Origin of the sequence: Nocardia sp. CA-135953 (assembly GCF_050955735.1) — a bacterium.
In the GTDB taxonomy this organism is placed as follows: Bacteria; Actinomycetota; Actinomycetes; order Mycobacteriales; family Mycobacteriaceae; genus Nocardia.
In genome coordinates, this window is sequence record NZ_CP192082.1 from 1,018,363 (window position 1) to 1,040,804 (window position 22,442).

Consider the following 22,442-nt stretch of genomic DNA (forward strand, 5'->3'; position numbering starts at 1 on the left):
GTAAGTACGTCGACCAGATGGCTCCGGGAGATCGGAGGCATCGATGCGAGTGGTGATCCAACAGCCGCAGAGCATTCGACGAGATCTGCTTGTACTGAGCCTGCTGGTCCTGTTCGCGTTGGTCACCGTCGCGCTGCTGATCCTGCCCGGCGCGGTCGGCTGATCCGGGACCGGGTGTCGATTCCCGTCACCGTGCTCGACTGGCCCTTTCGAGCGACCTGCAAGCAGTCGCCAGCGGCTGGGAGCATGGTGTGACGGATTCCGCGGATGGCGCGACCATCCTCTTCACCGAACCGGGCGCGCGCTGGCGTTCGGTGGCCTACGGGCCGTTGCTGTGTCTGATCGTGTTGATTCTGGAATTGGTGACCGCTGATCAGGTGCACTGGTTCGCTCTCATTTTCTGTGCCACGCTGATCGCGGGTTTCGTTGTGCTGCAGGTGATCGCAGGACAGCGGCATGTGAGCGTCGAGTTGACCCCCGGCATGCTGCGCGAGGGCACCGAGACCTTGCCGCTGGCGTCCATCGCTGCGGTGATGCCCGAGCGGGACGAGGACTCCTGGGATGATGTGGATTGGGAATCGGCGCGCGCGCTCGGCGAATTGAGCGGGGTGCCACGCCGGCGCAAGGGCATCGGGCTGCGGCTCGTCGGTGGTGAACTGGTGCAGGCGTGGGCGAAGGATCACCGCGGACTGCGGGCGGCGCTCACCGAAGCGCTCGACGGGACCGGTGCCGATCTGCCTACGCGGACCGAGAAAACCGAAGACAGTGAGAACGGAGCGGATCGTTGACGCGCTTGATTGCGCTCGGTGACCGGATGCTTGCGGCATTGGTCGAATCGACGCTCGCGCTGGGGTGCGCGGTTCTCGCGGTGGTGAGTTGGCGCAATGGGCTGATCACCACCACCTTCGCGCCGTCAGGGGACGTGCCCGGCTTCGATTCAACCCGCTACAGCGCTCCGTGGTTGGTGCTCGCCGCTTTCCTGGTCATGGTGGCCGGCGTGCTCGCGATCGATGCTTTCGCGCGCACGGTGCGTGCCGCGCGTTCGCGCTGAACCAGGGCAATCACCGGCGATCCGGATCGCCGCACCAGTTTGTTCGCGAATTTCGCGGGAACATCGCAGGCATGATGCCGACAATTCCATCGTTTTCGCTACTGAATCTGCTGCCGGTTCCGTTGGCCTGTCTGCTGACAACCGGTTTCGTCGGGCTCTGCTTGGGCGTCACCTCGTAGCGCCGCACCTCAGGCGCAACGGCGATCCGAGACGTGCCCTGGCGTATCGGCCACCACTGCACTACCGTGCAAGTGCCGCGCCGCGAGGTGCAACGGTCGGCATTCAGTGAATACTGTTGTGGCCGTTATGCTTTCGGTCGGAATCCGAATTGTGTCGACTGGGAGAAATGCTTGTGATTCGTTTTGCCGGGAAAGTGTGCGCGGCGGTCGTCGCGGCGGCCGCAATCGGTGCGGCGCCCGCATGGGCCGCACCGGGACTGCCGCTGGAGCCCGCTGCCCAGACCGACACTCAGACCGAGGTGGCCCAGCCCGCGCCGATCTTCGTGCCCGATTCGGGTTCGGCCGGTGTGTACAACAACTTCATGTGCCAGCTGCACACCATCTCGGCCTCGGCGCCGTGCATGTACACCTGAGTTCGTCCACACCCGCCGGCGGCCGTCCCTCTAGTCCCAACTCTGATAGATGTCGAGCGTGCGGCCGTCTCTGGTGCCCGGCGCGTTGAGGTACACGGTGACGGTGCCGTCCGGATGCCTGGCCGCCTCCATGATGACCTGGCGCAATGAGGCGTGCACTCCGCCGTTCTCGTCGCGGTAGATCTCGGTGTCACTCTTCAGTCCGGCGCCGATCCGGTTGAGCGGCACCACCATGGTGACCAATGCGGGCAGTGGTCCGTCGCCGAGGGCCGTGGTCTCCGCGTGATCCAGATGCAGCCCGATCCGGTCGGGCTGGCTGACCGGATCCGCGGCCGCTGCGGTCCCGGCGCCGACGGTGACGGCGGCGGCGAGCGCGGCGAAGATCGTGGAGCTGATGACGGCGAACCGCATTGGACCCTCCCGATGGGTTGGATGGTGCGACGACCCACCGAGATTACGCATCGGCAATCGGTCGGCGACCGATATCGGCCGCAACCATGATCGGCGTGTTGCGCCGAAGAGGCTGCGGTGCGTGCGGTCTGCGTCACTCGACTACACCCTGTCGTCGACTCGTTCCAATCGGGCTGAGACACTGGACGTCGTGAGTTCTTCTCCGCGCGTGACCAGGGCATCGGTGCCGGTCTCGGCTCAGCTCTTCGACCGGGCCGCTTCGGTGATTCCGGGTGGTGTGAATTCGCCGGTGCGGGCCTTCAAGTCCGTGGGTGGCACACCGCGATTCATCGCATCGGCCAAGGGCTGCACACTCATCGATGTCGACGGCAATGAGTATGTCGATCTGGTGTGTTCCTGGGGTCCGATGATTCTCGGCCACGCGCATCCCGAGGTGGTCGAGGCGGTGCAGCGCGCGGCCGTCGGCGGACTTTCCTTCGGCGCGCCGACCGAGGCCGAAATCGAACTCGCCGAGCTGATCGCCGAGCGGGTAACGCCGGTGGACCGGGTCCGCCTGGTCAACTCCGGCACCGAGGCCACCATGAGCGCGGTCCGGCTGGCCCGCGGCTACACCGGTCGCACCAAGATCATCAAGTTTTCGGGTTGCTACCACGGCCATGTGGACGCGCTCCTTGCCGACGCCGGATCCGGCGTCGCGACCCTCGGCCTGCCGACCTCGCCCGGTGTCACCGGTGCGCAGGCGGGCGACACCATAGTGCTGCCGTATAACGACATCGAGGCCGTTGCCGCCGCGTTCGCCGCGCATCCGGGTGAAATCGCGTGTGTGATCACCGAGGCGGCCGCGGGCAATATGGGTGCGGTCGCACCGCTGCCCGGTTTCAACGAGGGCCTGCGCAAGCTGACCGCCGACGACGGCGCGCTGCTGATCATGGACGAGGTGATGACCGGGTTCCGAGTGAGCCGGTCCGGCTGGTTCGGCCGCGACGGTGTCGCCGGTGACCTCTACACCTTCGGCAAGGTGATGAGCGGTGGGCTGCCTGCCGCCGCGTTCGGCGGTCGCGCCGAGATCATGAATCACCTTGCGCCACTTGGCCCGGTGTATCAGGCGGGCACCCTTTCCGGGAATCCGGTTGCCGTCGCCGCCGGCCTCGCCTCGCTGCGTGCGGCCGATGACGCGGTGTACGCCGCACTCGATCGCAATGCCGAGCGGCTGGGCGGCTTGTTCACCGAGGCGCTCGGTGCCGCAGGGGTCGAGCATCAGGTCCAGTTCGCGGGCAATATGGTGAGCGTGTTCTTCGCCGACCGTCCGGTCACCGACTACGCCACCGCCAAAGCCAGCCAGACCTGGCGTTTCCCCGCTTTCTTCCACGCACTGCTCGACGGCGGTGTGTATGCGCCGCCGAGCGCGTTCGAAGCATGGTTCGTCTCCGCGGCGCTCGACGATGACGCATTCGACCGTATTGCCGCCGCCCTGCCCGCCGCCGCACATGCGGCCGCGGCCGCCACCCCCGAAGGATCCCGCGCGTGAGTTCCGACCAGCCAGATTCAGAAATGCGCGAACTACCAGATACCCCTGTCGACAGCGCGGAAACGGCCGCTCTCGCCGACGAGTCCGATGCCGCTGCGCCGGTCGGCGCGGTCGAGGACGACACCATCGAGACCATCGTGCATGTGCTGCGGCACGGCGAGGTGCACAACCCGAAGGGCATTCTCTACGGTCGCCTGCCCGGGTTCAGCCTTTCGGTGACCGGTCGGTCACAGGCCGGTGCGGTGGCGCGGTCGTTGGCCGACCACGACATCGCCATGGTGATCGCCTCGCCACTGCAGCGTGCGCAGGAGACCGCCGAGCCGATCGCGCGTCAGCACGGGCTGCTCGTGCGCACCGATGAGAACCTGATCGAGGCTGGCAATACCTTCGAGGGCCTGCGGGTTTCGGTCGGCGACGGTGCGCTGCGCAAGCCGAGGCACTGGTGGAAGCTGCGCGATCCGTTCACCCCGTCCTGGGGCGAGCCGTATCTGCAGATCGCGCACCGCATGCTGGCCGCGGTCAACAAGGCGAGGGTCGAGGCGGCCGGACACGAGGCGGTGCTGGTCTCGCATCAGCTGCCGGTCTGGACCCTGCGGCGGTTCCTGCAGGGCCAGCGGCTCTGGCACGATCCGCGGCATCGGCAATGCTCGCTCGCCTCGCTGACCTCGCTGGTCTACCAGGGCGACACCCTCGTCGACATCGTCTACTCCGAGCCCGCAGGCGGTTCGGATCCCACGGTGCACGGCGCATGAGAACTTCTTCCCGGCCGTCGGCCCGGCGTTTCACGTCGGTCCTGCTCGCGTGCGTGGCCCTGGTGGCCGCGCTCGCGGGTTGTTCGACCGGGAAGGATGCGGTGGCCTCCGGCGGTACGTTCGAATTCGTCTCGCCCGGTGGCAAAACCGATATTTTCTACGATCCGCCCGCCGCGCGTGGCACCATCGGCAAGCTCGCCGGGCCGGATCTGATGACCTCGGGCAAGACCACCTCGGTCGCCGACTTCCCGGACAAGGTGGTCGTGCTCAATCTGTGGGGGCAGTGGTGCGGGCCGTGCCGTGCCGAGGCGCCCGCGCTCGAAAGGGTCTACGAGGCAACCAAGGACAGGGGCGTCGTCTTTCTCGGCATCAATGTCCGTGATTTCCAACAGGACAAGGCGCAGGACTTCGTCGTCGACAACAAGGTCGGTTATCCGTCCGTCTACGACCCGTCCATGCGCACCCTGCTCGCGCTCGGCGGCAACTTCCCGACCAGTGTCATTCCCACCACGTTGGTGTTGGATCGGCAACATCGGGTCGCCGCTGTCTTCCTCCGCTCGCTCTTGGCGGAAGACCTCCAACCAGTTGTCGAACGCATTGCCGCGGAAGGTTCGCAGTGACCCCCGCACACGCCGTTCGGTCCATGTCGTAATTACGTCCCGCTCGATAGCGAGCGGTAGGAAAGGTGCAATCGTGATTCGCGATCGCCGTACTCGTCGCCCGCGTGCCTGTCGCCCGCGGCAGGCCGCCCGTCTCGTCCGCGGTGTCTGGACGGTCGATGACCGGTGGGTCGGCGTTGCCGCCGTGCCACGCAGCGCCGCAGCCGATTCCATGATGGACTTCGCGCCGGAAGCCGCGCCGGTGCCCGAGCGAGCTGATCGACCCCCGGTGGAGACCGACTGATGGTGCTTGCCGCAGTAGGTGATTCGTTCCAGCAGACGGCGGCGACGGGGCCGCTGTTATTGGCGCTCGGCGCATGCGTACTGGCCGGACTGGTCTCGTTCGCCTCGCCGTGTGTGGTGCCGCTGGTGCCGGGTTACCTGTCCTATCTGGCCGGGCTGGTCGGCGCCGCGGCGCCGCCCGCCACTGCGCCGCAGGCCAAAAGCCTTGGCGGCACAGCGGTTTCGGTCGATCGGGCTGCGGCACGTACGGGTCGGATCCGAGTGGCCGGTGCGGCCGGTTTGTTCGTCGCGGGCTTCACCGTGGTGTTCGTGCTCGCCACCGCAACGGTTTTCGGCGTCATCCAGACCTTGAACGTCAATCGTGAACTGCTGCAACGGGTCGGCGGTGTGGTCACCATCCTGATGGGTCTGGTATTCGTCGGCTTGGTCCCCGCGTTGCAGCGCGACACGCGGATGGAGCCGCGCAGGCTCACCAGTATTCTGGGCGCTCCGGTGCTCGGCGCGGTCTTCGCGCTCGGTTGGACGCCGTGTCTCGGGCCGACGCTGTCCGGGGTGATGGCGGTTTCGGCCGGGACCGAGGGTACGACGGCCGTGCGCGGCGTCGCACTGATCGTCGCCTACTGCCTCGGCCTCGGTCTGCCGTTCGTGATCCTGGCCTTCGGGTCGGCGAGTGCGTTGCGCGGGGTCGGTTGGCTGCGGCGCAATTCGCGCACCATTCAGATCATCGGGGGCATATTGCTCGTCGCGGTCGGGATCGCGCTGGTCACGGGGGCGTGGGACCAGTTCGTCGCCTGGGTGCGCGACGGGTTCGTTTCCGAGGTGACGCTGCCGATATGACCGTGATCGACAGACCCGAGGCGGCGGTGACGCCGCCGAAGCAGTCCCCGGTCGGGCGTGCCTGGGCGCTCGTGCGCAATGCCTGGCGTGGGCTCACCAGTATGCGCACCGCGCTGGTATTGCTGTTCCTGCTGGCCCTCGGCGCGATTCCGGGCGCGCTGCTGCCGCAGCGAAATCTCAACGAGGGCAAGGTCGACCAGTACATCGCCGACCGCCCGACGCTCGGACCGTGGATGGACCGGTTCCAGCTGTTCGACGTGTTCTCCAGCTTCTGGTTCACGGCAATCTATGCGCTGCTGTTCATTTCGCTCGTCGGCTGCATTCTGCCGCGCTGCCTGGACCACTATCGCGCGCTGCGCACGCCACCGGTCCGGGTGCCGCGCAACCTGTCTCGGCTGCCGCACCATTACTCCGAGACCATCGATGGCACCCCGGACGCCGCGCTGGAGCACGCTCGAAAAGAGTTGCGCGGCTGGCGGACCGAGGTCCGCGACGGAACTCGTGAAGGTGAGATCACCCTCTCCGCGGAGAAGGGTCACACCCGCGAACTCGGCAATCTCGTCTTCCACCTGGCCCTGGTCGGGCTGCTCGTCGCGATCGCGGTCGGCAAGCTGTTCGGTTACGAGGGCAGCGTGATCGTCATCGCGAACAACGGGCCCGGCTTCTGCACCACCTCGCCCGCGGTCTTCGACTCGTTCAAAGCGGGCAATATCAACGACGGCACCGGTATGGCGCCATTGTGCGTGCGCGTCAAGGACTTCAAGGCCGATTACCTGCAGAACGGTCAGGCCGAGATGTTCACCTCGCATATCGAATATCAGGCCGGCGGCGATCTGCAGAGCGATACCTGGCGTGATGCGCGGATCCAGGTGAACCATCCGCTGCGGGTCTCAGGTGACCGGTTGTATCTGCAGGGCCACGGTTACGCGCCGACGTTCACGGTGACCTTCCCGAACGGCCGGACCCGAACCGAGACCGTCCAGTGGCGGCCCGACAATGCGCAGACCTTCCTGTCCAGCGGTGTGCTGCGGATCGATCCGCCCGGCGGCATGTACGCGACCGATGAAGAGCGCCGCAAGAACCAGATCGCCATCGAGGGACTGTTCGCACCGACCGCGCTACTGCACGGCAGCCTGCTCACCTCCTCGTTCCCGACCATGAACGATCCGGCCGTCGCGGTGGACATCTATCGCGGCGATACCGGCCTCGATACCGGTAAGCCGCAGTCGCTGTTCACGCTGGATCCCGAGCAGGTCAAGCAGGGGCGACTGACCAAGGAGGCCAGGGTCAACCTGCGTCCCGGCGAGTCGTCGACGCTGCCCAATGGCACCAAGGTCACCTTCGACGGTGCGCAGGAATTCGTAAATCTGCAGGTATCGCACGATCCGGCGCAGCAGTGGGTGCTGGTGAGCGCGCTGGCCATGATGGCCGGGCTGCTGGTGTCGCTACTGGTGAAGCGGCGACGCATCTGGATCCGCGGGTACCCGGCCGATGACGAAGCGGGTACCGTTGACAAACGACGCACCGTAGTAGAGATGGGCGGGCTCGCCAGAACCGATCAGGCGGGCTGGGGCGGCGAATTCGATCGCCTGCGCAAGCGCCTGCTCGATGACCGATCCGCCACGGGAGAGTGACCATGCCGATCGACCACACCATCGCCCAGTACAGCGATCTCGCCTTCAAATCGGCGATCGTCGTGTACGCGCTGGTGCTGGTGCTGCTGATCGTGCAGTACGCGGCGGCGCGGACGCAGAAGGTCGTCGCGCGCGAACTGGTAACTGCCGGTGGTGGTTCCGATCGTCCCGCCGGACCCGGTCGGGTCGAGACGCCGCAGGCCAAGCCGTTCGCCGAACGCGCAGGCAATATGGCGTTCTCGGTGCTGTTCGTCGCCATCGCGCTGCATGTGACCTCGATCGTATTGCGCGGCTTCGCAACCCACCGCTTCCCGCTCGGGAACATGTACGAATTCGTCACCATGGCGACCGCCGCGGCCGCCGTGGTCGGCATGGTGTTCCTGCGCGAACAGCGATACCGCTCGATGTGGGTCTTCCTGCTCGTCCCGATCCTTATCCTGCTGTTCCTGGCCGGCACCCTGCTGTACGCCGACGCGGCACCCGTTGTGCCCGCACTGAAGTCGTTCTGGTTGCCCATCCACGTCACCATCGTCAGCATCGGCAGCGGCGTCTTCCTGGTCTCCGGCATCGCCAGCCTGCTGTTCCTCTACCGCCTGCGTCAGCCCGAAGGCGCCGAATCCGACAACATCCTCGGCACCATCGCCCGCCGCCTCCCCGACGCCCGCACCCTGGACCGTCTCGCCTACAAAACCACGATCATCGGCTTCCCCCTCTTCGGCGCAGGCGTAATCCTCGGCGCCATCTGGGCCGAAGCCGCCTGGGGCCGCTTCTGGGGCTGGGACCCGAAGGAAACCTGCTCCTTCATCGCCTGGGTCCTGTACGCCGCCTACCTCCACGCCCGCGCAACCTCGGGTTGGCGCGACACGAAGGCCGCGTACATCAACATCGCCGGGTTCGTGGCGATGCTTTTCAACCTCTTCATCATCAACATCGTGATCAGCGGCCTGCACTCGTACGCGGGGCTGAACTAAAGGGATTTAGCAGCGGAAATGGGGCGGTGCGCGACACGCCCCGCAGCCTGAACGCGCCGGGCCGGTATCCCACCTATGCTTGCCAGTTATTAGCTATGTGGGTCCGTTCATGCGATTTCGCCGCCGCTGATGTACATCCGATTCGAAACGGGATCAGATATGCGCCCTCGATTCGTCGTTATCGCGACCGGTGTGGTCGCGGCCGTCGTGGCTGTGTTCGTGTGGCCCGGCGCCGAGCCGAGCCGAGCCCAACCACCCGGTGCTGACGTATCCGGTGCCGGGATTCATGTGACGACATCGGTGGAGAACGTCAGAGTGGACCCCCCGGGCGACCGGATGCCGAACTTTCTCATGACGTTCGCGCATGCCGCGCAGCTATCCGGCAATTACGCGCTGAACGTGGAGGGCGATGGAGTAGTGTCCGGCCAGGCCGTCGCGGGGTTCCTCCTCGGCTGCGCGCTCACGCTGGACAACGGCTTCACCGTCGGAATCGATCCGAATCAAGGGCTGTTGGCGAGTATTTCCCCCCAATTCAGCCAGTCGAATGTTGCCGCCAGACTGCCGAGTACGGCAGCGAAGCCGGTGTCCACACCGCAGCTTGCCAGCACCACCTCCCGGAGCGCCGCGACGACCTCTCGGAGTGTCGCGCCCAGCTCTCACATTGCTGCGACGACCTCCCCGAGTGCCGTGCCCACCTCTCAGAGTGCTGCGACGACCTCACAGACTGTCGTGCCTACCTCTCAGAGTGCTGCGACGACCTCCCCGAGTGCCGTGCCCACCTCTCAGAGTGCTGCGACGACCTCACAGACTGTCGTGCCTACCTCTCAGAGTGCCGCCACGACCTCCCCGAGCGTCGAGCCCACGACTCCGAGCGTCGAGCCCACGACTCCGAGCGTCGAGCCCACGACTCCGAGCGTCGAGCCCACGACCCCGAGCGTCGAGCCCACGACCCCGAGTGCTCCCAGCGCGAGCCTCGGACCGACCGTCGGCGGGACCCTGGGCTTGACAGAGGTCCTGGAAGCCACCTTGGCGCCGGGCCAGATCACCACCGTCACGACAGTGACGACCAACCTGGACAACAAGACCGTGTTCCCGTACCACTTCATTTTCAACAACGCCGCGTTGAACGTCGGCCAGTGTGCCTCACCGGTATCGGCCGTCCCCTTCGTCACGGCCACGGTGAGTACCGCGTTGGAGACGGTGCAGACCTCCGCCTACGGCACCCAGTTCACCTTCTGATCCGACTACGGACCCTCGGCGCTCGATCGCCGAATGGTGCGACTTACAAGCGGTGCACGCAGACTACGAATTGGCGTTGCTGGTAGACGATTCCGCGGTCACTGGAGGAGCAGACGTTCACGTTTGTGGTGTTCAGTTTGACGTCCATGACGCGGACGGCGCTGGGGACGCCCTTGGTGTTGCATTCGAGGCGTTTGGGGCCGTCTTTGTTCGGGTCCATGCAGCCGCCGATCACCCAATCGATGTCCATGCAGAGGGCGGCGCGGTTGATGCCGTGCAGGGTGTCGTTGAGGGAGCGGTCGGCGTCGGTCGGGCAGGCGGCGTTCACGGGCGCCTTGTCGATGACCTTGTAGTTTGAGGTCGCGCTGCCGCAGGTGGCCTTGCCGAGGGTGGGATTGTCACCGCTGCCGCCGATTTCGACGCAGTCGCCGACCTCGACCTTCAGGCCGCCCGCGATTTTGTCGAAGGTGCTGCGGATGGCGGAGGTGGTCGGTGGGGCCTCGGGGGTGGTCACCGGCAGCTCGGGGAACGACGGTTCCGACGCGGTGGTCGGCGCGGCGTCGTTCTGGGCCGCGGGCGATGGGCTGCTCGTCGTGGACTTGTCGTTGCTGAGCGACATCGCCGCCACCGCCACGACGGCTGCGGCCAGCGCGGTTACAGCTATGAAGACGGTCAAGGTGAGACCCGCACGGATACGTTGACGCGACACCTGTGACGTCCTCCAGGGCTGTTCGAACTCGCGCGCCGAGATACGAAGTTGAAAGTTGCAATAGTGAGAGATCACGTCATGCCTACACCATCGGGTGTGTGCGCGTCGAGTCGCCTATTTTCGAGGATAAAAAGGATACTTGTGTGAAAAGATCATAGGTCGAATGGTGCAAATAACAATCGAATAACGATGGCTATTTGAGGTTTCCCAAATGTCGTGCGGGGCAACAAGCTACGTGGCGCTAGACGCGTCAACCGGCTACCGGGGCCGGTGCTTGTCAGAAGGAAACCTTGATGAAGTTCGGCACGTTCGCCGTCACTCTCGTGTCCATCGCCGCCGTGGGAATCGCCGCGGGAACCGCGAATGCGAAGCCAGCGGAAGTTGCCGAAGAGGTGTCGGCCTCCGGCGTCGAGCAGGGAATCGGTTACCACACAGTGGCTTCCGAAATCTCGGATGGGCACCGGGATCGCGTTCTCACCACCGAGGTCGACAGCGGCAAGTTCGAACTCGCCGACAATGGCACCAAGGTCTTGCTGAAGTCCGATGCCGGTGCCGTGGTGACGGAAGTCCCCTTGACCTACGAGCTCTCCGGCACGAAGGTCGCGGTCGACCAGACGATCTCCGATAACGGCCGAACCCTCGCTCTCACACCGAAATTGAGCGCGAAGAACATCGGCGAGATGCAGCCGGTCAATTCCATGGCCCGCCTGACCGACGAAATCAACAAGAACATCGTCGGCGTGGTCCTCGGCGGCGTCCTCGGCCTCATCATCGGCGCCATTGTCGGCGTCTTCTTCTTCAGCATCATCACCGGCCCGATCGGCGCGGTAATCGGCGCGATCGCCGGCGGCTACATCATGGGCGGCCAGTCGTTCATGGACGCCCTCATGGCCGTCATCAACGGCGAGCCGTGATCGTTTGAGTTCTCGCATCCCTGGCGACTACTTCGCACAGCTCTACCTTGTGCGAGGTAGTCGCTGAGCTGCGTGAACGCCACTGCTGGTGCGCGAGTGGGGATTCGGCCGGTCTCCCGGAAACCTCCCGGTGAACCGAGCGAACGCTCAGCGCTCGGCGGGCCCGTCACCGTCGCGATGCTGCCGCGAAAGGCGCCAGAGGAATTCGGGGTCGTCGTCGGGCCCCATGATGCGCTTGCGCTGCGGCGAACGCGTGGGCGGTCCGGCTGTCTTGTCGGGGCCGAACGCCTTCCAGCACAACACCGCGACTGCCACAACTGCGATGAGTGCCAACAGGTACGTCACGTCGCTCACCTCCTGCTAACGAGGGTAGTCGCGTGCGTAGCCTTCGAACACAGCAGACACGAAATTGGTGGGTGCGGGCCCCTAGACACGAAGATCGAACTCACGGCTACAGGCCCGCGGACCGGGCTCAGCGTGCGGTGGCCTCGGTGGTGAGCGACTGGAGCAGCTGAAGTACTTCGGATTCGCGGAACCGGCGATGCCCGCCCGGTGTGCGCAGTGATCCCAGGCGCCCGGCGTGGGCCCAGCGGGTAACGGTCTTCGGATCGACGTGGAACATGGCGGCGACTTGGCCCGGTGTCAGCAGGGTGTCCTGGCCGCCGACGGTGATCGCAGTCATAGCAAACCTCTCCGTTCTCGACAGTTCCCTCATCAGATGGCGCCATCGTTGCACTGCAACCCCTAGGTACTCGAACCACCTACAGTTGGTAAAGGGGAAGTAATAGACAAAACGGATATGAGCCCTGGTCAGGCGCGGTCGGACGTAGTCCGCCTCCTCGACCGGAGGTATCGCCGAGGGTGCGCCATAGCGTCGCATAGGCTGGACGACGTGAGTGACGCAACTGCACCGAAGGGTGAACCAGCACAGCAAACCGCTGGCGTCGGCGCGCGGCTGGCCCGCAATCTGGCGCTGTACACGCTCGCCAGGCTGGCGCTGGTCGTCGTCATCGCCGCAGCGATCATCGGCATCGCCCGGCTCGTCTCGGTGGATGTCCCGTGGTTGGTCGCCGCGCTGTTCGCGTTGATCATCGCGATGCCGCTGTCGCTGACGCTGTTCAAGAAATTGCGCGCTCGGGTCAACGAGGACATCGCGGTCGTCGATGCGAAGCGTCGCCAGGACAAGGCGCAGCTGCGCGCCCGGCTGCGTGGTGACGACGACCCGACCGGTGCTGCCTCGTGAAGTACTGCGACCGTAGTGCGCCGCGCGCTTGGGTAGACAATGCCGTGCGACTCATCGAGGCCGACACCCAGCGCAGCGCCGACACCCATCTGATCCGGTACCCGCTGCCCGCCGCCTGGCAGGTCCAGCTGTATCTGAAGGACGAGTCGACCCACATCACCGGTAGCCTCAAGCATCGGCTGGCGCGGTCGCTGTTCCTGTACGCGATCTGCAACGGCTGGGTCACCGAGGGCACCACGGTGGTCGAGGCGTCATCCGGTTCGACCGCGGTCAGCGAGGCGTATTTCGCCAAATTGCTCGGTCTGGATTTCGTCGCGGTGATGCCGGCGAGCACCTCGCCGCAGAAGATCGAGTTGATCGAAGCCCAGGGCGGCCGTTGCCATTTCGTGCAGCGTGCACCGGATATGTACACCGAGGCGGCGCGGCTGGCCGCCGAATGCGGCGGCCACTTCATGGATCAGTTCACCCATGCCGAGCGTGCCACCGACTGGCGCGGCAATAACAACATCGCCGAATCCATCTTCCAGCAAATGGAATTGGAGGCGCATCCGGTGCCGGACTGGGTCGTGGTCGGCGCGGGTACCGGCGGCACCAGTGCCACCATCGGCCGCTATATCCGCTATCACCGCTACCCGTCGAAACTGGCCGTGGTCGACCCGGAGAACTCCGCGTTCTACGGCGGCTACGAAACCGCCGATGTCGGATATCAGACCGAAATGCCTTCACGTATAGAGGGAATCGGCCGACCGCGCGTCGAGCCGTCGTTCATCGGTCAGGTGGTGGACCGGATGATCGAGGTGCCCGATGTCGCATCGATCGCCACCGCCCGGCTCGCGAGCCGGGTAATCGGCCGCCGCGTGGGCGGCTCCACCGGAACCAATCTATGGGGTGCGTTCGCACTCATCGCCGAAATGATCTCCGCTGGTCGTTCGGGCAGTGTGGTGACGCTGCTCTGTGACGGCGGAGATCGTTACGCCGGAACGTATTTCGATGACTCATGGGTCGAGGCGCAGGGCATGAACCTCGCCGAACCCGCCGCGATCCTGGAGAAGTTCGCCGCGACCGGAATCTGGTCCGGCTAGTACGCGATATCGCAACCCCGGCCGCGGCGCCGGGGTTTTCTCTTGCCACGAAACCTCGTCAATTTTCGTTGACAACTGCGGAGTTCGTCAATCAAAATTGACGACATGACTGAAGCGACCACACTGGCGGCCGCCGCAGGCAGTTCGGACCCCAAGGTCGGGCTGCGCGCGGTGCTCGCACTGCGTCGGCTGCTCGAACGGCTGGAGGCGATCCAGGTGACCAATGCCCGCGAACAGGGCTGGTCCTGGCAGGCGATCGCGGAGGCGCTCGAGGTCAGCAAGCAAGCGGTCCACCAGAAATACAACCGGAGAGGCGGGCACCGCTGATGTTCGAACGGTTCAGCAGGTCGGCGCGGACGGCGATCGTCATCGCTCAGGAAGACGCGCGGGAACTGCGCGCACCCAAGATCGAGGTGGAGCATGTCCTGCTCGGTCTGTTGGCACAGGGCGAGCCGGATTTGAAGTTACTGCTCGAGGAAGCGGGGCTCACCCACCGAGCGGTGCTCGATTCCCTCGGCCAAGAGGCCGAAGACCAGCCGCTCGGTGCGGAGGACGCCGAGGCGCTGCGCTCGATCGGCATCGATCTGGATGCGGTGCGCGAGAGTCTGGAGGCCACCTTCGGCGAGGATGCGTTGGAACGGGCCGTGCCCGAGGAACGATCCCGATTCGGCCACGGCCGCGATCGGAACTGGGGCCACATCCCGTTCACGAGGGAAGCCAAGAAGGTGTTGGAGCTGGGACTGCGCGAAGCACTGGCCCGTAAGGACAGGTCCATCGAATCCGGGCACCTGCTGCTCGGCATTCTGCGCGCGCCCAATGCGACCACCACCCGCATCCTCGGCGGTTCGGAAGCCATCGATGCGCTCCGGCCGAAGGTGCACGCGCTACTCGACCGTGCCGCGTGAGGGTCGGGCATGTGCGCCCACTCGATTCGGGTTTTGTGGCAGCACATGCCCGCCCATCAGGCCTAGCATTGGCGCATGCAGCTTCTGATTCGGTTGATCATCAACGCGGTGGCCATCTGGCTGGCCGCCGCTTGGGTCGACAAGATCGAAATTCTCAGTCCCGCGGACAAGGGCAACGGCGGCAAAGTCATTGTCATCCTGGTCGTCGCGGTGGTCTTCACCGTGGTGAACGCCGTGATCAAACCGATTGTGAAACTTCTATCGCTACCGCTGGTCATCGTGACCCTCGGCCTGTTCCTGCTGGTGATCAACGCGCTGATGCTGTGGATCACGGCGAAGATCAGCGAAACCACCGACTACGGCCTGCGCGTCGACGGCGTATGGGCCGCCGTCTGGGGCGGCATCATCGTCGCGGTGGTCAACTGGCTACTCGGCATCCTGGTCCTGGACGGCGACGACTGAAAACCGCGGCGCGGGCGACCCTCCTGGTCGCCCGCGCGCTACTAACCGGCGATACCCAGCGCCAACGCGGTGACCGCAGACCACGCCAACAGCGCCAACCCCGAATCGCGAAGCGCCGGAATCAATTCCAGCCCACCCTTACCGGAGCGCACCGGTGCATTGGCGCGCACCGCCAATGGCACGGCGACCAGTCCGACCAGCGCCCACGGTGTGCGGACGACCAACAGCAGAGTCGCGATGAACGGCACGGCGAGCAGCGCCAGGTGCAGTGTCCGAGTCCGCGGATCGCCGAGTTTGACCGCGAGGGTGACCTTTCCGGATTCGGTATCGGTCGGGATATCGCGCAGGTTATTGGCGACCAGCACCGCGCTGGAGAACGCTCCGACCCCGATCGCCAGCACCAGGCCCGCCCATTCGATCCGCTCGGCCTGCACGAATTCGGTGCCGAGCACCCCGATCAGACCGAAGAAGACGAAGACCGCGAACTCACCGAACCCGCTGTAGCCGTAGGGCTTGCTGCCGCCGGTATAGAACCAGGCACCGGCCAGGCAGGCCGCGCCGACCAGCAGCAACCACCACGCCGTAGCGATGACGAGCACCAGCCCGAAGACCGCGCCGATGGCCAGGCTGATGATCGCGGCATTCTTGACCGCGGCGGGCGAGGCGAGCTGCTGCCCGACCAGCCGCAGCGGGCCGATACGTACGTCATCGGTACCGCGGATGCCATCGGAGTAGTCGTTGGCGAAATTCACCCCGATGATCAAGGCCAGCGAAACCAGCAGCGCGAGAACCGCTTTCCACCACACCGTGCCATCGATGGAGGCGGCGGCGCCGGTTCCGGCGAGGACAGGGGCGATCGCGTTCGGCAGGGTACGGGGCCGTGCGCCCTCGATCCATTGCGCTGCAGTAGCCATGTCCGCAGCCTAATGCGCGGCCGCGGTTCGGACCGCTCGGGCGGTTCAGTTGGCTTCGGCGGCGGTTTTCAGTCGGTCCAGGCCCTTTTCGAAGTCCTTGCCGATCATATTGTCGATCGGGAACACCTTCCCGAGCACGCCCATCAGGCCCTTGTGCTCGCCTCTCATCCGCCAGACCACCTCGGTGCGGGGTTCTCCTCCTTCGAGGGCCGAGACCGGGTTCAGCTCGAAGGTCGTTTTATTGGTGGCCTTGAACGGCTTCTCGAAGGCGAGCCGGATACCGATTTCCTGTTCGTCACTGGAGGTGATCTCCATGCTGCCGCGACCGGCCTTGCGGTTGCCGTCCCAGGCGTACTTGGCGCCGACGCCGGCGTCCGGCCCGGAGTACTTCCGCTGCAGGTGCGGATCGACGTCCTCCCATGGCGACCACTTGGTCCACTCGTGGAAGTTATGGATCAACCCATGAATGCGCGCGGGCTCGGCCGTGATCACAGCCTGCCGAACGATTTCGAACTCAGCCATGCGCACAGCGTAGGCGATTTACCGGTCCGAACGGGGGCGAAAAACCATGTCAGCCTGGCAGGCGGTATTCGATTGCGGCACTCCCGGGTCCCTCCGCGGTCACGCTGCGCTACCGTCTCCGGACCCGTCGCTCGCGTCGGCGCTCGCATACGATAACCACGGAATGTTTCCCGATCAGAGCGGCCCGAACGGCCGAAGTCAAATCCTGACGACGCCCGCAGGCGAATCGGTCGTAGTGGCCCTGCTGGGCGAAATCGCGCTACGCCGAGACGGCACGCTCGCAGCGCTACCCGGGGCACGGTCGCGACTGCTGCTCGCCGCGCTGGCCCTGCGGCCCGGCCGCAGCCGCGGTGCCCAGGCGCTGATCGACGAGGTGTGGGGTGAGCAGCCGCCGCGCGCGCCGATGAACGCGCTGCACACCCAGGTGTCGCGACTGCGCGCGGCGCTGCCGGATGCGGCGCTGGAGATCGGTCCGGCGGGCTACCGTCTCATGCTGACCGCTGATCAGGTCGATTTGACCCTGGCGGACGACCTGGTGCGGTCGGCCCGCGCTAAACAAGGCAACGGCGACCATGCCGGATGTCTAGAGGTGTTGACCCAGGCCAGATCGCTCTGGCGTGGCGAGCCCGGTGCCGACCTCCCCGCGGGCGACCTCGCCGACGAATTGCGCGCCGCGGCCGCGCACCGCTGGTCCGAACTGGAGGCGATCGAGGTCGGCGCCCGGGTCGCCTGCGGTGATCTCGACGGTGCGGTGGCGATCACCCGCCGAACCGCGGCTGCCAAACCGCTCGACGAGGCCGCGCACGCCACCTTGATGCGGTTGCTCGCCGCGGCCGGTCGGCCCAACGAAGCACTCGATGTCTTCGCATCGATCCGTGGCCGACTCGTCGAAGAACTCGGCGCGGACCCGGGGCCGGTACTGGTCGAGCTGAATACCGCGATCCTGCGGGGTGATCCGGTGCCCGGATTCGCATCGCGGACCGATCATGGCAAGCCGACACCCGCCGTGAATTCGGTCACACCAGCTGATCCGACAGTATCGGCCGCGGTAGCGGATTCGGCCGCACGGGATTCCGCGGCGCGAGACGCGATGGCACTGGATTCGATTGGACGAGTTTCGGATTCGGCCGCTGCCGTGCCGCCGAGTGCCCGCTCCGCGATCGGCCTGCGCGCGGCTCCCAATGCCCTGCTCGGACGTGCCGCCGATCTGGACGCGCTCGAGCAACTGCTGTACCGCTCCCGGGTGACCACCGTCCTCGGCCCCGGCGGCACCGGAAAGACCAGGGTGGCCAACGAATTGGGCGCACGGGTCGCGCACAGCGGATCCGTGGTGCTGGTCGAGTTGGCGTCGGTGCGGGCCGATCCGGCCGCCGACGCCGATCCGCGCGCCGATGTCGAGGCCGCGATCAGCACCACGCTCGGTCTCGGCGAGATCGTCCGGGAGACGGCGTGGCGGCGCTCCACCGGCTACAGCGATGCCGGTCGCCGACTGCGCGATGCGCTCGCCGCTCGCCCGACGCTATTGATCTTGGACAACTGCGAGCATCTGATCGACGCGGTCGCCGAAGTGGTCGCCGATCTGGTCGGCAGCTGCGACCAGCTCAGCGTGCTCACCACCAGCCGAGCGCCGCTGGCGATCACCGCGGAAACGGTTTATCCGCTGGCGCCCTTGGCGATCGACGCGGCCGGATCGCCCGCCACCGAGCTGTTCATGGCCAGAGCCCGAGCAGTGCGGCCGACCGTCCGTCTGGATCCCGAGATGGTGGCCAGGCTGTGCACCACACTCGACGGGCTGCCGCTGGCCATCGAACTCGCGGCCGCACGGGTGCGGACCATGAGCGTCGAGGAAATCGAAACCCGCCTGGAACACCGATTCGCCTTGCTGCGCAGCGGAGATCGCTCCTCGCCGGAACGTCATCGGACCTTGCACGCGGTGATCGCATGGAGCTGGAATCTGCTCGAAGAGCCGCAACAGATCGCCTTGCGCAGGCTGTGCCGCTTTCCGGCCGGGTTCACCCTCGATGCCGCCGAAGTGGTGGCGGGCGGCCCCGATGTCGACGATGTCGCCACGGCCGTTGACGGACTGGTCGGCCAGTCCCTGCTGACCGTCCTGGACGACGATGAGGGCCTGATCGGCACCCGCTACCGAATGCTGGAAACCGTTCGCGAATTCGGGGAGGAACAGCTCGCGCTGACCGGATCCGATGCGGCGGCGGGTATTTCGGGAGCGGTCGACGAGCGTCCCGTTGTGATGGATCGCATGTCGCGCTGGGCCCGTGATTATTCGATCGCCGCGGTGCACCGCTATCTGTCCGACGAGCAGGTGGCCACCGTGCTCTCGGTCGGCGCGGAGCTCGACAACCTGGTCGCGGTGCTGCGATATGCGTTGGACCGCAGGGACGCCCGCACGGTGTACCGGGTCTTCCCGGTCGCAGGCACGCTATGGGTGATGCGCGGTGCGCATATGGAGCTGAGCGGTTGGGCGCGCCGGATTCTGACCCTGCCGCCCGAACCCGGTCCGGTGCGCGGTCCGGTCGCCGATCTGCAGATGCTCGCGCACCTGCAGATCGGCATGCACCTCGTGTTCCTCGGCGCCGACCCGCGCGAGGTGGCGACCACGCGGGTCAGGATCCGTCGATTGCTCAGCACCGCAATCGATCTCAATGGTGGAGCGCGCTTGCTCGGCGCGATGGCCTGCGGGAATGCCTCGGGCTCGGACATGCCGAGGCAGTTCGCGGACGGCGCCCGGTCGCCGGACCCCGTGGTGCGTGGCGCGGCGGTGTTCATGCGCGCGAATATCCGGGAGAACGCGGGCGATGTCTACGGTTCCAACCGGGACGCGAAGGCTGGCTTGCAGCTGATCGAGGGCCGCGATGTCTGGGGCACGGCGATGGTCACCCAGCACCTCGGGCAGCTCGCCGGACAGACGGCGCACTATGCCGATGCGGTGGAGTACTACCGCCGGGCGGCGGAGCTGTTGCGGGAGTTGCGCGCCCACGAAGAAGCCGTCGAAATATCCAGTTATCTCGCGGTGTCGTTGATCGGCGCAGGCCGGCTCGACGAGGCGCGGCGGGAGTTGGGCTTCGCGCTCGGCGCCGCGGATGGCGATCCGGCACACGGTACGCCGATCGATGACCCACACGTCCGACGTAACCACCGCCTGGCGCCGGTCGTCGTCGGAATGGCGGAACTCGAACTGGCCGAGGGCGATATCGACACCGGGCTGCGCTATTACCGGCGGGCCCTGGACCTGCACGGCTGGCCCGATGACGCCCCGATGGTCGGCCCGGGCGTGCTGATGACCGCGAGCGGGGTCGTGGACGCGTACGTGCTGCACGGGCGGGCGGAGGAGGCCGCCGATATCGCGTGGACGCTGCTGCGCATCGCGGCCGGTCGGCTCGGGCAGTTCCCCGACCTGCCGCAGATCGGGGCGGTCGGCAATGCCGTCGGAACATTCTGTCTCGCGGTCGGACGCGATTCGGAGGTCGGCTTGGAGTTGCTCTCGCTGTCTACCAAAGTGCTGGGGCGACAGGATAGTCCGTCGGCCGAATTGCGGCGGCATGCGGAACTGCACCGAACAACGGTGGGGGAAGAGCGCTTCGACGAAGCACTGACCCGTGCCGCAGGCATGCGTCGGCGGCGAGCGGCGGACAGGATCCTCGAACTCCTGCGGGAACTGTCCTGCGACAACGAAAATCGCGGTGGGTGACACACCCACCGCGATTTTCCGTGCATCACGCCCGGCGCATGTACGCCTTGATACTCAGCGGCGCGAAAATCATGATCACGATCACCGAGCCGATCAGCGACCAGGCCAGATCGGTGCCGTAGACATTGCCGTTCATCAGTGCTCGGGCCGCATTCACCATGTAGTACACCGGATTCACGTGATTGAGCCCCTGCATCCAGCCCGGCATGGTGCTCACCTGAGCGAACGCGCCGGACATGAAGGTCAGCGGGAACATCACCATCATCGAAATGCCCTGCACGCCTGCGGCACTCTTACCGGTGACGCCGACCAGCGCCCAGATCCAGCTCACCGCGAACGAGCAGACCACGATGACCAGACCGGCCACCACGACACCGGCCACACCGCCCTCGGGCCGGTAGCCGATGGCCAGGCCGACCACGATGGTCAGCGTCGTCGCCAGTGCGTAGCGCACCATGTCGGCGATCAACGCACCCGCCAGCACCGAAATGCGGGCGATGGGCAGGGATTTGAACCGGTCGAAGACGCCCTTGTCCATATCCTCGCGCAACTGGGTGCCGGTGACGACCGAGGTCAGGATCACGGTCTGCACCAGAATGCCGGGAATCAAGACCGGCAGATAGTTCGACACGCTCCCGCCGATCGCCCCGCCGAAGATGTAGGCGAACAGCGCGGTGAACAGGATCGGCTGAATCGTCACATCGAACAGTTGCTCGGGATTGTGCTTGATTTTCAGGATGCCCCGGTAGGCCATGGTGAGCGAGGTCGACACGGTCTGTCGCAGGCTGATCTTATTGGTGACGTCGGGAATCGAGGTCGGTGCCGCATGCCGCGCTGCGGTGCTTTCGGCGGTGATGGTCGTCATGCCGCGCTCCGTTCGGAATCGTTGTCGTCGGCCGGGTGGCCGGTGATGGTGAGGAAGACCTCGTCGAGGCTGGGTTTGGTGACGGTGATCTCGTCGATCGCGATCTCCCACTCGCGCAGGCGGATCAGCAGATCGGCCGTCATGCCCGCGTCCGCGAGCGGCGCGGTGAGCCGACCGGCCTCCGGCGTGATCTGGGCGTCGACGCCGAGGAAGTCACCGACAACCCGGCGGGCCTCCTCGAGCTGGGCCCGGTCGACCAGGGTCAGATGCAGTGAGGAGCCGCCGATCGACGCCTTGAGTTCGTCGGCGGTGCCGTCGGCGATCACCTTGCCGTGGTCGATGACGGCGATCCGGTCCGCGAGCTGATCGGCCTCGTCCAGGTACTGCGTGGTGAGCAGCACCGTCGCGCCCTCGCGGACCAGGCGGCGAATGGTCTCCCACATCTGCGCGCGGGTGCGCGGATCGAGGCCGGTCGTCGGCTCGTCCAGGAACAGCAGCGGCGGTGTCGCGATCAGGCTGGCGGCCAGATCGAGACGGCGTCGCATACCGCCGGAGAAGTTCTTCAGCGGCTTGTTCGCCGCCTCGGTGAGGTCGAACTCCTCCAGCAGTTCGACCGACTTGCGCCTGGCATCGATCTTGCTGAGGCCGAGCAGGCGGGAGAAGATGATCAGATTTTCGGTGGCCGTCAGGTCCTCGTCGACCGAGGCGTACTGCCCGGTGACGCCGACCAGCGACCGGACCGCCGTCGGTTCCGCGACGACGTCATGGCCGAAGATGCGGGCGCTGCCGCCGTCCGGGCGCAACAGGGTGGCCAACATGCGGATGGTCGTGGTCTTGCCCGCGCCGTTCGGCCCGAGCACACCGTAGACCGAGCCCTGCGGAACCGCCAGGCTCACACCGTCGACGGCGCGCTGTTCCCCGAACACCTTGACCAGGCTGTCCGCCTCGACGGCGAGCGCTGAAGTGGGTGTGTATGAAGTCATGCACAAGACTTTGGGGTCGCCGTCTTGCACGGCCCTTGCATCACGATGTCGCGCAATCTTGCATCACGATGTCGCGCAACCTTGCATCACGATCGCGTGCTCATACCGCTGGGTCAACGGGGAAACGTAACAACTGATTTCGGGAGAACATGGGTAATTCATCGGGTACGGGCTGACTCGGTAACGATGTCACCGCCGGTCGCCGACGCAACTGTGG

Annotated in this window: 25 protein-coding genes; 17 read left to right on the forward strand and 8 right to left on the reverse strand. The window is 65.9% G+C overall.

Annotated elements, in window-relative coordinates; all coding sequences use genetic code 11:
* Nucleotides 1-251: 251 nt before the first annotated feature.
* From ACQPXH_RS04845 to ACQPXH_RS04855, 3 genes are all read left to right on the forward strand, one after another.
* Entirely contained in the window at nt 252-788 is a 537-nt protein-coding gene (locus tag ACQPXH_RS04845) for a hypothetical protein (RefSeq protein ID WP_433601142.1), read from the forward strand.
* Nucleotides 785-1,051, forward strand: coding sequence for a hypothetical protein (locus ACQPXH_RS04850; protein WP_433601143.1), 267 nt, complete (start codon nt 785-787; stop codon nt 1,049-1,051). The genes ACQPXH_RS04845 and ACQPXH_RS04850 overlap by 4 nt, the downstream gene beginning before the upstream one ends.
* A 346-nt stretch (nt 1,052-1,397) precedes the next feature.
* Nucleotides 1,398-1,643 carry a hypothetical protein gene (locus tag ACQPXH_RS04855; RefSeq protein WP_433601144.1) on the forward strand — a complete coding sequence of 82 codons (246 nt, stop codon included), beginning with the start codon at nt 1,398-1,400 and terminating at the stop codon, nt 1,641-1,643.
* A 30-nt stretch (nt 1,644-1,673) separates the two neighbouring features.
* Here ACQPXH_RS04855 and ACQPXH_RS04860 read toward each other — a convergent pair whose 3' ends face one another.
* Nucleotides 1,674-2,054: a hypothetical protein gene (locus ACQPXH_RS04860; RefSeq protein ID WP_433601145.1), complete on the reverse strand. Its 381-nt coding sequence runs from the start codon at nt 2,052-2,054 to the stop codon at nt 1,674-1,676.
* A 190-nt stretch (nt 2,055-2,244) separates the two neighbouring features.
* Between ACQPXH_RS04860 and hemL the strand changes: the two genes are divergently transcribed.
* The 7 genes from hemL (at nt 2,245) to ACQPXH_RS04895 (ending at nt 9,917) form a co-directional block, all read left to right on the forward strand.
* Nucleotides 2,245-3,582 (forward strand): glutamate-1-semialdehyde 2,1-aminomutase, encoded by a 1,338-nt coding sequence (gene hemL, locus ACQPXH_RS04865; RefSeq protein ID WP_433601146.1) that lies wholly within the window; start codon nt 2,245-2,247, stop codon nt 3,580-3,582.
* Nucleotides 3,579-4,334 (forward strand): histidine phosphatase family protein, encoded by a 756-nt coding sequence (locus tag ACQPXH_RS04870; RefSeq protein WP_433601147.1) that lies wholly within the window; start codon nt 3,579-3,581, stop codon nt 4,332-4,334. The genes hemL and ACQPXH_RS04870 overlap by 4 nt, the downstream gene beginning before the upstream one ends.
* Nucleotides 4,331-4,954, forward strand: a complete 624-nt coding sequence (locus ACQPXH_RS04875) for a TlpA disulfide reductase family protein (RefSeq protein ID WP_433524615.1) — start codon at nt 4,331-4,333, stop codon at nt 4,952-4,954. The genes ACQPXH_RS04870 and ACQPXH_RS04875 overlap by 4 nt, the downstream gene beginning before the upstream one ends.
* A gap of 282 nt (nt 4,955-5,236) precedes the next feature.
* Nucleotides 5,237-6,073: a cytochrome c biogenesis CcdA family protein gene (locus ACQPXH_RS04880; RefSeq protein WP_433601148.1), complete on the forward strand. Its 837-nt coding sequence runs from the start codon at nt 5,237-5,239 to the stop codon at nt 6,071-6,073.
* Nucleotides 6,070-7,707, forward strand: a complete 1,638-nt coding sequence (resB, locus tag ACQPXH_RS04885; RefSeq protein ID WP_433601149.1) for a cytochrome c biogenesis protein ResB — start codon at nt 6,070-6,072, stop codon at nt 7,705-7,707. Before ACQPXH_RS04880 ends, resB begins: the two co-directional genes overlap by 4 nt.
* 2 nt (nt 7,708-7,709) lie before the next feature.
* Nucleotides 7,710-8,678: a c-type cytochrome biogenesis protein CcsB gene (gene ccsB / locus ACQPXH_RS04890; protein WP_433601150.1), complete on the forward strand. Its 969-nt coding sequence runs from the start codon at nt 7,710-7,712 to the stop codon at nt 8,676-8,678.
* Nucleotides 8,679-8,837: 159 nt separating this feature from the next.
* On the forward strand, nt 8,838-9,917 hold the full coding sequence (locus ACQPXH_RS04895; RefSeq protein WP_433601151.1) for an MspA family porin: 1,080 nt from the start codon (nt 8,838-8,840) through the stop codon (nt 9,915-9,917).
* A 43-nt stretch (nt 9,918-9,960) separates the two neighbouring features.
* Here the strand turns inward: ACQPXH_RS04895 and lppU are convergent, their stop codons facing one another.
* Nucleotides 9,961-10,626 (reverse strand): LppU family putative lipoprotein, encoded by a 666-nt coding sequence (lppU, locus tag ACQPXH_RS04900; RefSeq protein WP_433601152.1) that lies wholly within the window; start codon nt 10,624-10,626, stop codon nt 9,961-9,963.
* Nucleotides 10,627-10,919: 293 nt separating this feature from the next.
* On the opposite strand from lppU, the gene ACQPXH_RS04905 reads away from it, so the two are divergent.
* A complete protein-coding gene (locus ACQPXH_RS04905; RefSeq protein WP_433601153.1) occupies nt 10,920-11,540 on the forward strand; it encodes a hypothetical protein in 621 nt (206 codons plus the stop codon).
* Nucleotides 11,541-11,687: 147 nt separating this feature from the next.
* On the opposite strand, the gene ACQPXH_RS04910 is transcribed toward ACQPXH_RS04905, so the two are convergent.
* The gene (locus ACQPXH_RS04910) at nt 11,688-11,885 is read right to left on the reverse strand and encodes a hypothetical protein (protein ID WP_433601154.1); all 198 of its coding nucleotides are present in this window, start codon (nt 11,883-11,885) and stop codon (nt 11,688-11,690) included.
* 127 nt (nt 11,886-12,012) lie between these two features.
* Nucleotides 12,013-12,222, reverse strand: coding sequence for a BldC family transcriptional regulator (locus tag ACQPXH_RS04915; protein ID WP_040696172.1), 210 nt, complete (start codon nt 12,220-12,222; stop codon nt 12,013-12,015).
* 210 nt (nt 12,223-12,432) lie between these two features.
* Between ACQPXH_RS04915 and ACQPXH_RS04920 the strand changes: the two genes are divergently transcribed.
* From ACQPXH_RS04920 to ACQPXH_RS04940, 5 genes are all read left to right on the forward strand, one after another.
* A complete protein-coding gene (locus ACQPXH_RS04920; protein ID WP_433601155.1) occupies nt 12,433-12,783 on the forward strand; it encodes a DUF4229 domain-containing protein in 351 nt (116 codons plus the stop codon).
* Nucleotides 12,780-13,865, forward strand: a complete 1,086-nt coding sequence (locus ACQPXH_RS04925) for a PLP-dependent cysteine synthase family protein (RefSeq protein ID WP_433601156.1) — start codon at nt 12,780-12,782, stop codon at nt 13,863-13,865. The genes ACQPXH_RS04920 and ACQPXH_RS04925 overlap by 4 nt, the downstream gene beginning before the upstream one ends.
* Before the next feature lie 105 nt (nt 13,866-13,970).
* Nucleotides 13,971-14,192, forward strand: coding sequence for a helix-turn-helix domain-containing protein (locus tag ACQPXH_RS04930; protein ID WP_433601157.1), 222 nt, complete (start codon nt 13,971-13,973; stop codon nt 14,190-14,192).
* A complete protein-coding gene (locus ACQPXH_RS04935; protein ID WP_433601158.1) occupies nt 14,192-14,770 on the forward strand; it encodes a Clp protease N-terminal domain-containing protein in 579 nt (192 codons plus the stop codon). Before ACQPXH_RS04930 ends, ACQPXH_RS04935 begins: the two co-directional genes overlap by 1 nt.
* A 75-nt stretch (nt 14,771-14,845) precedes the next feature.
* On the forward strand, nt 14,846-15,232 hold the full coding sequence (locus tag ACQPXH_RS04940; RefSeq protein WP_433601159.1) for a phage holin family protein: 387 nt from the start codon (nt 14,846-14,848) through the stop codon (nt 15,230-15,232).
* Between the two features lie 41 nt (nt 15,233-15,273).
* Here ACQPXH_RS04940 and ACQPXH_RS04945 read toward each other — a convergent pair whose 3' ends face one another.
* Together ACQPXH_RS04945 and ACQPXH_RS04950 are read right to left on the reverse strand one after the other, a co-directional pair.
* Nucleotides 15,274-16,146, reverse strand: a complete 873-nt coding sequence (locus tag ACQPXH_RS04945; protein ID WP_433601160.1) for a 1,4-dihydroxy-2-naphthoate polyprenyltransferase — start codon at nt 16,144-16,146, stop codon at nt 15,274-15,276.
* Between the two features lie 45 nt (nt 16,147-16,191).
* Nucleotides 16,192-16,668: an SRPBCC family protein gene (locus tag ACQPXH_RS04950; RefSeq protein ID WP_433601161.1), complete on the reverse strand. Its 477-nt coding sequence runs from the start codon at nt 16,666-16,668 to the stop codon at nt 16,192-16,194.
* Nucleotides 16,669-16,831: 163 nt separating this feature from the next.
* Between ACQPXH_RS04950 and ACQPXH_RS04955 the strand changes: the two genes are divergently transcribed.
* The gene (locus ACQPXH_RS04955; RefSeq protein ID WP_433601162.1) at nt 16,832-20,377 is read left to right on the forward strand and encodes an AfsR/SARP family transcriptional regulator; all 3,546 of its coding nucleotides are present in this window, start codon (nt 16,832-16,834) and stop codon (nt 20,375-20,377) included.
* A gap of 25 nt (nt 20,378-20,402) precedes the next feature.
* On the opposite strand, the gene ACQPXH_RS04960 is transcribed toward ACQPXH_RS04955, so the two are convergent.
* Entirely contained in the window at nt 20,403-21,242 is an 840-nt protein-coding gene (locus ACQPXH_RS04960) for an ABC transporter permease (protein WP_433601163.1), read from the reverse strand.
* Entirely contained in the window at nt 21,239-22,225 is a 987-nt protein-coding gene (locus ACQPXH_RS04965) for an ATP-binding cassette domain-containing protein (protein ID WP_433601164.1), read from the reverse strand. Before ACQPXH_RS04965 ends, ACQPXH_RS04960 begins: the two co-directional genes overlap by 4 nt.
* Nucleotides 22,226-22,442 lie beyond the last annotated feature (217 nt).

Excerpts from the sequence above, each read along its gene's own strand:
- ACQPXH_RS04905 (WP_433601153.1), top strand. The coding sequence starts at position 10,920 with ATGAAGTTCGGCACGTTCGCCGTCACTCTCGTGTCCATCGCCGCCGTG.
- ccsB (WP_433601150.1), top strand. The coding sequence starts at position 7,710 with ATGCCGATCGACCACACCATCGCCCAGTACAGCGATCTCGCCTTCAAA.
- ACQPXH_RS04855 (WP_433601144.1), top strand. The coding sequence starts at position 1,398 with ATGCTTGTGATTCGTTTTGCCGGGAAAGTGTGCGCGGCGGTCGTCGCG.
- ACQPXH_RS04960 (WP_433601163.1), bottom strand. The coding sequence starts at position 21,242 with ATGACGACCATCACCGCCGAAAGCACCGCAGCGCGGCATGCGGCACCG.
- ACQPXH_RS04955 (WP_433601162.1), top strand. The coding sequence starts at position 16,832 with ATGTTTCCCGATCAGAGCGGCCCGAACGGCCGAAGTCAAATCCTGACG.
- ACQPXH_RS04950 (WP_433601161.1), bottom strand. The coding sequence starts at position 16,668 with ATGGCTGAGTTCGAAATCGTTCGGCAGGCTGTGATCACGGCCGAGCCC.
- ACQPXH_RS04930 (WP_433601157.1), top strand. The coding sequence starts at position 13,971 with ATGACTGAAGCGACCACACTGGCGGCCGCCGCAGGCAGTTCGGACCCC.
- ACQPXH_RS04895 (WP_433601151.1), top strand. The coding sequence starts at position 8,838 with ATGCGCCCTCGATTCGTCGTTATCGCGACCGGTGTGGTCGCGGCCGTC.
- ACQPXH_RS04965 (WP_433601164.1), bottom strand. The coding sequence starts at position 22,225 with ATGACTTCATACACACCCACTTCAGCGCTCGCCGTCGAGGCGGACAGC.
- ACQPXH_RS04915 (WP_040696172.1), bottom strand. The coding sequence starts at position 12,222 with ATGACTGCGATCACCGTCGGCGGCCAGGACACCCTGCTGACACCGGGC.
- ACQPXH_RS04875 (WP_433524615.1), top strand. The coding sequence starts at position 4,331 with ATGAGAACTTCTTCCCGGCCGTCGGCCCGGCGTTTCACGTCGGTCCTG.
- ACQPXH_RS04860 (WP_433601145.1), bottom strand. The coding sequence starts at position 2,054 with ATGCGGTTCGCCGTCATCAGCTCCACGATCTTCGCCGCGCTCGCCGCC.
- ACQPXH_RS04940 (WP_433601159.1), top strand. The coding sequence starts at position 14,846 with ATGCAGCTTCTGATTCGGTTGATCATCAACGCGGTGGCCATCTGGCTG.
- ACQPXH_RS04935 (WP_433601158.1), top strand. The coding sequence starts at position 14,192 with ATGTTCGAACGGTTCAGCAGGTCGGCGCGGACGGCGATCGTCATCGCT.
- ACQPXH_RS04880 (WP_433601148.1), top strand. The coding sequence starts at position 5,237 with ATGGTGCTTGCCGCAGTAGGTGATTCGTTCCAGCAGACGGCGGCGACG.
- ACQPXH_RS04945 (WP_433601160.1), bottom strand. The coding sequence starts at position 16,146 with ATGGCTACTGCAGCGCAATGGATCGAGGGCGCACGGCCCCGTACCCTG.
- resB (WP_433601149.1), top strand. The coding sequence starts at position 6,070 with ATGACCGTGATCGACAGACCCGAGGCGGCGGTGACGCCGCCGAAGCAG.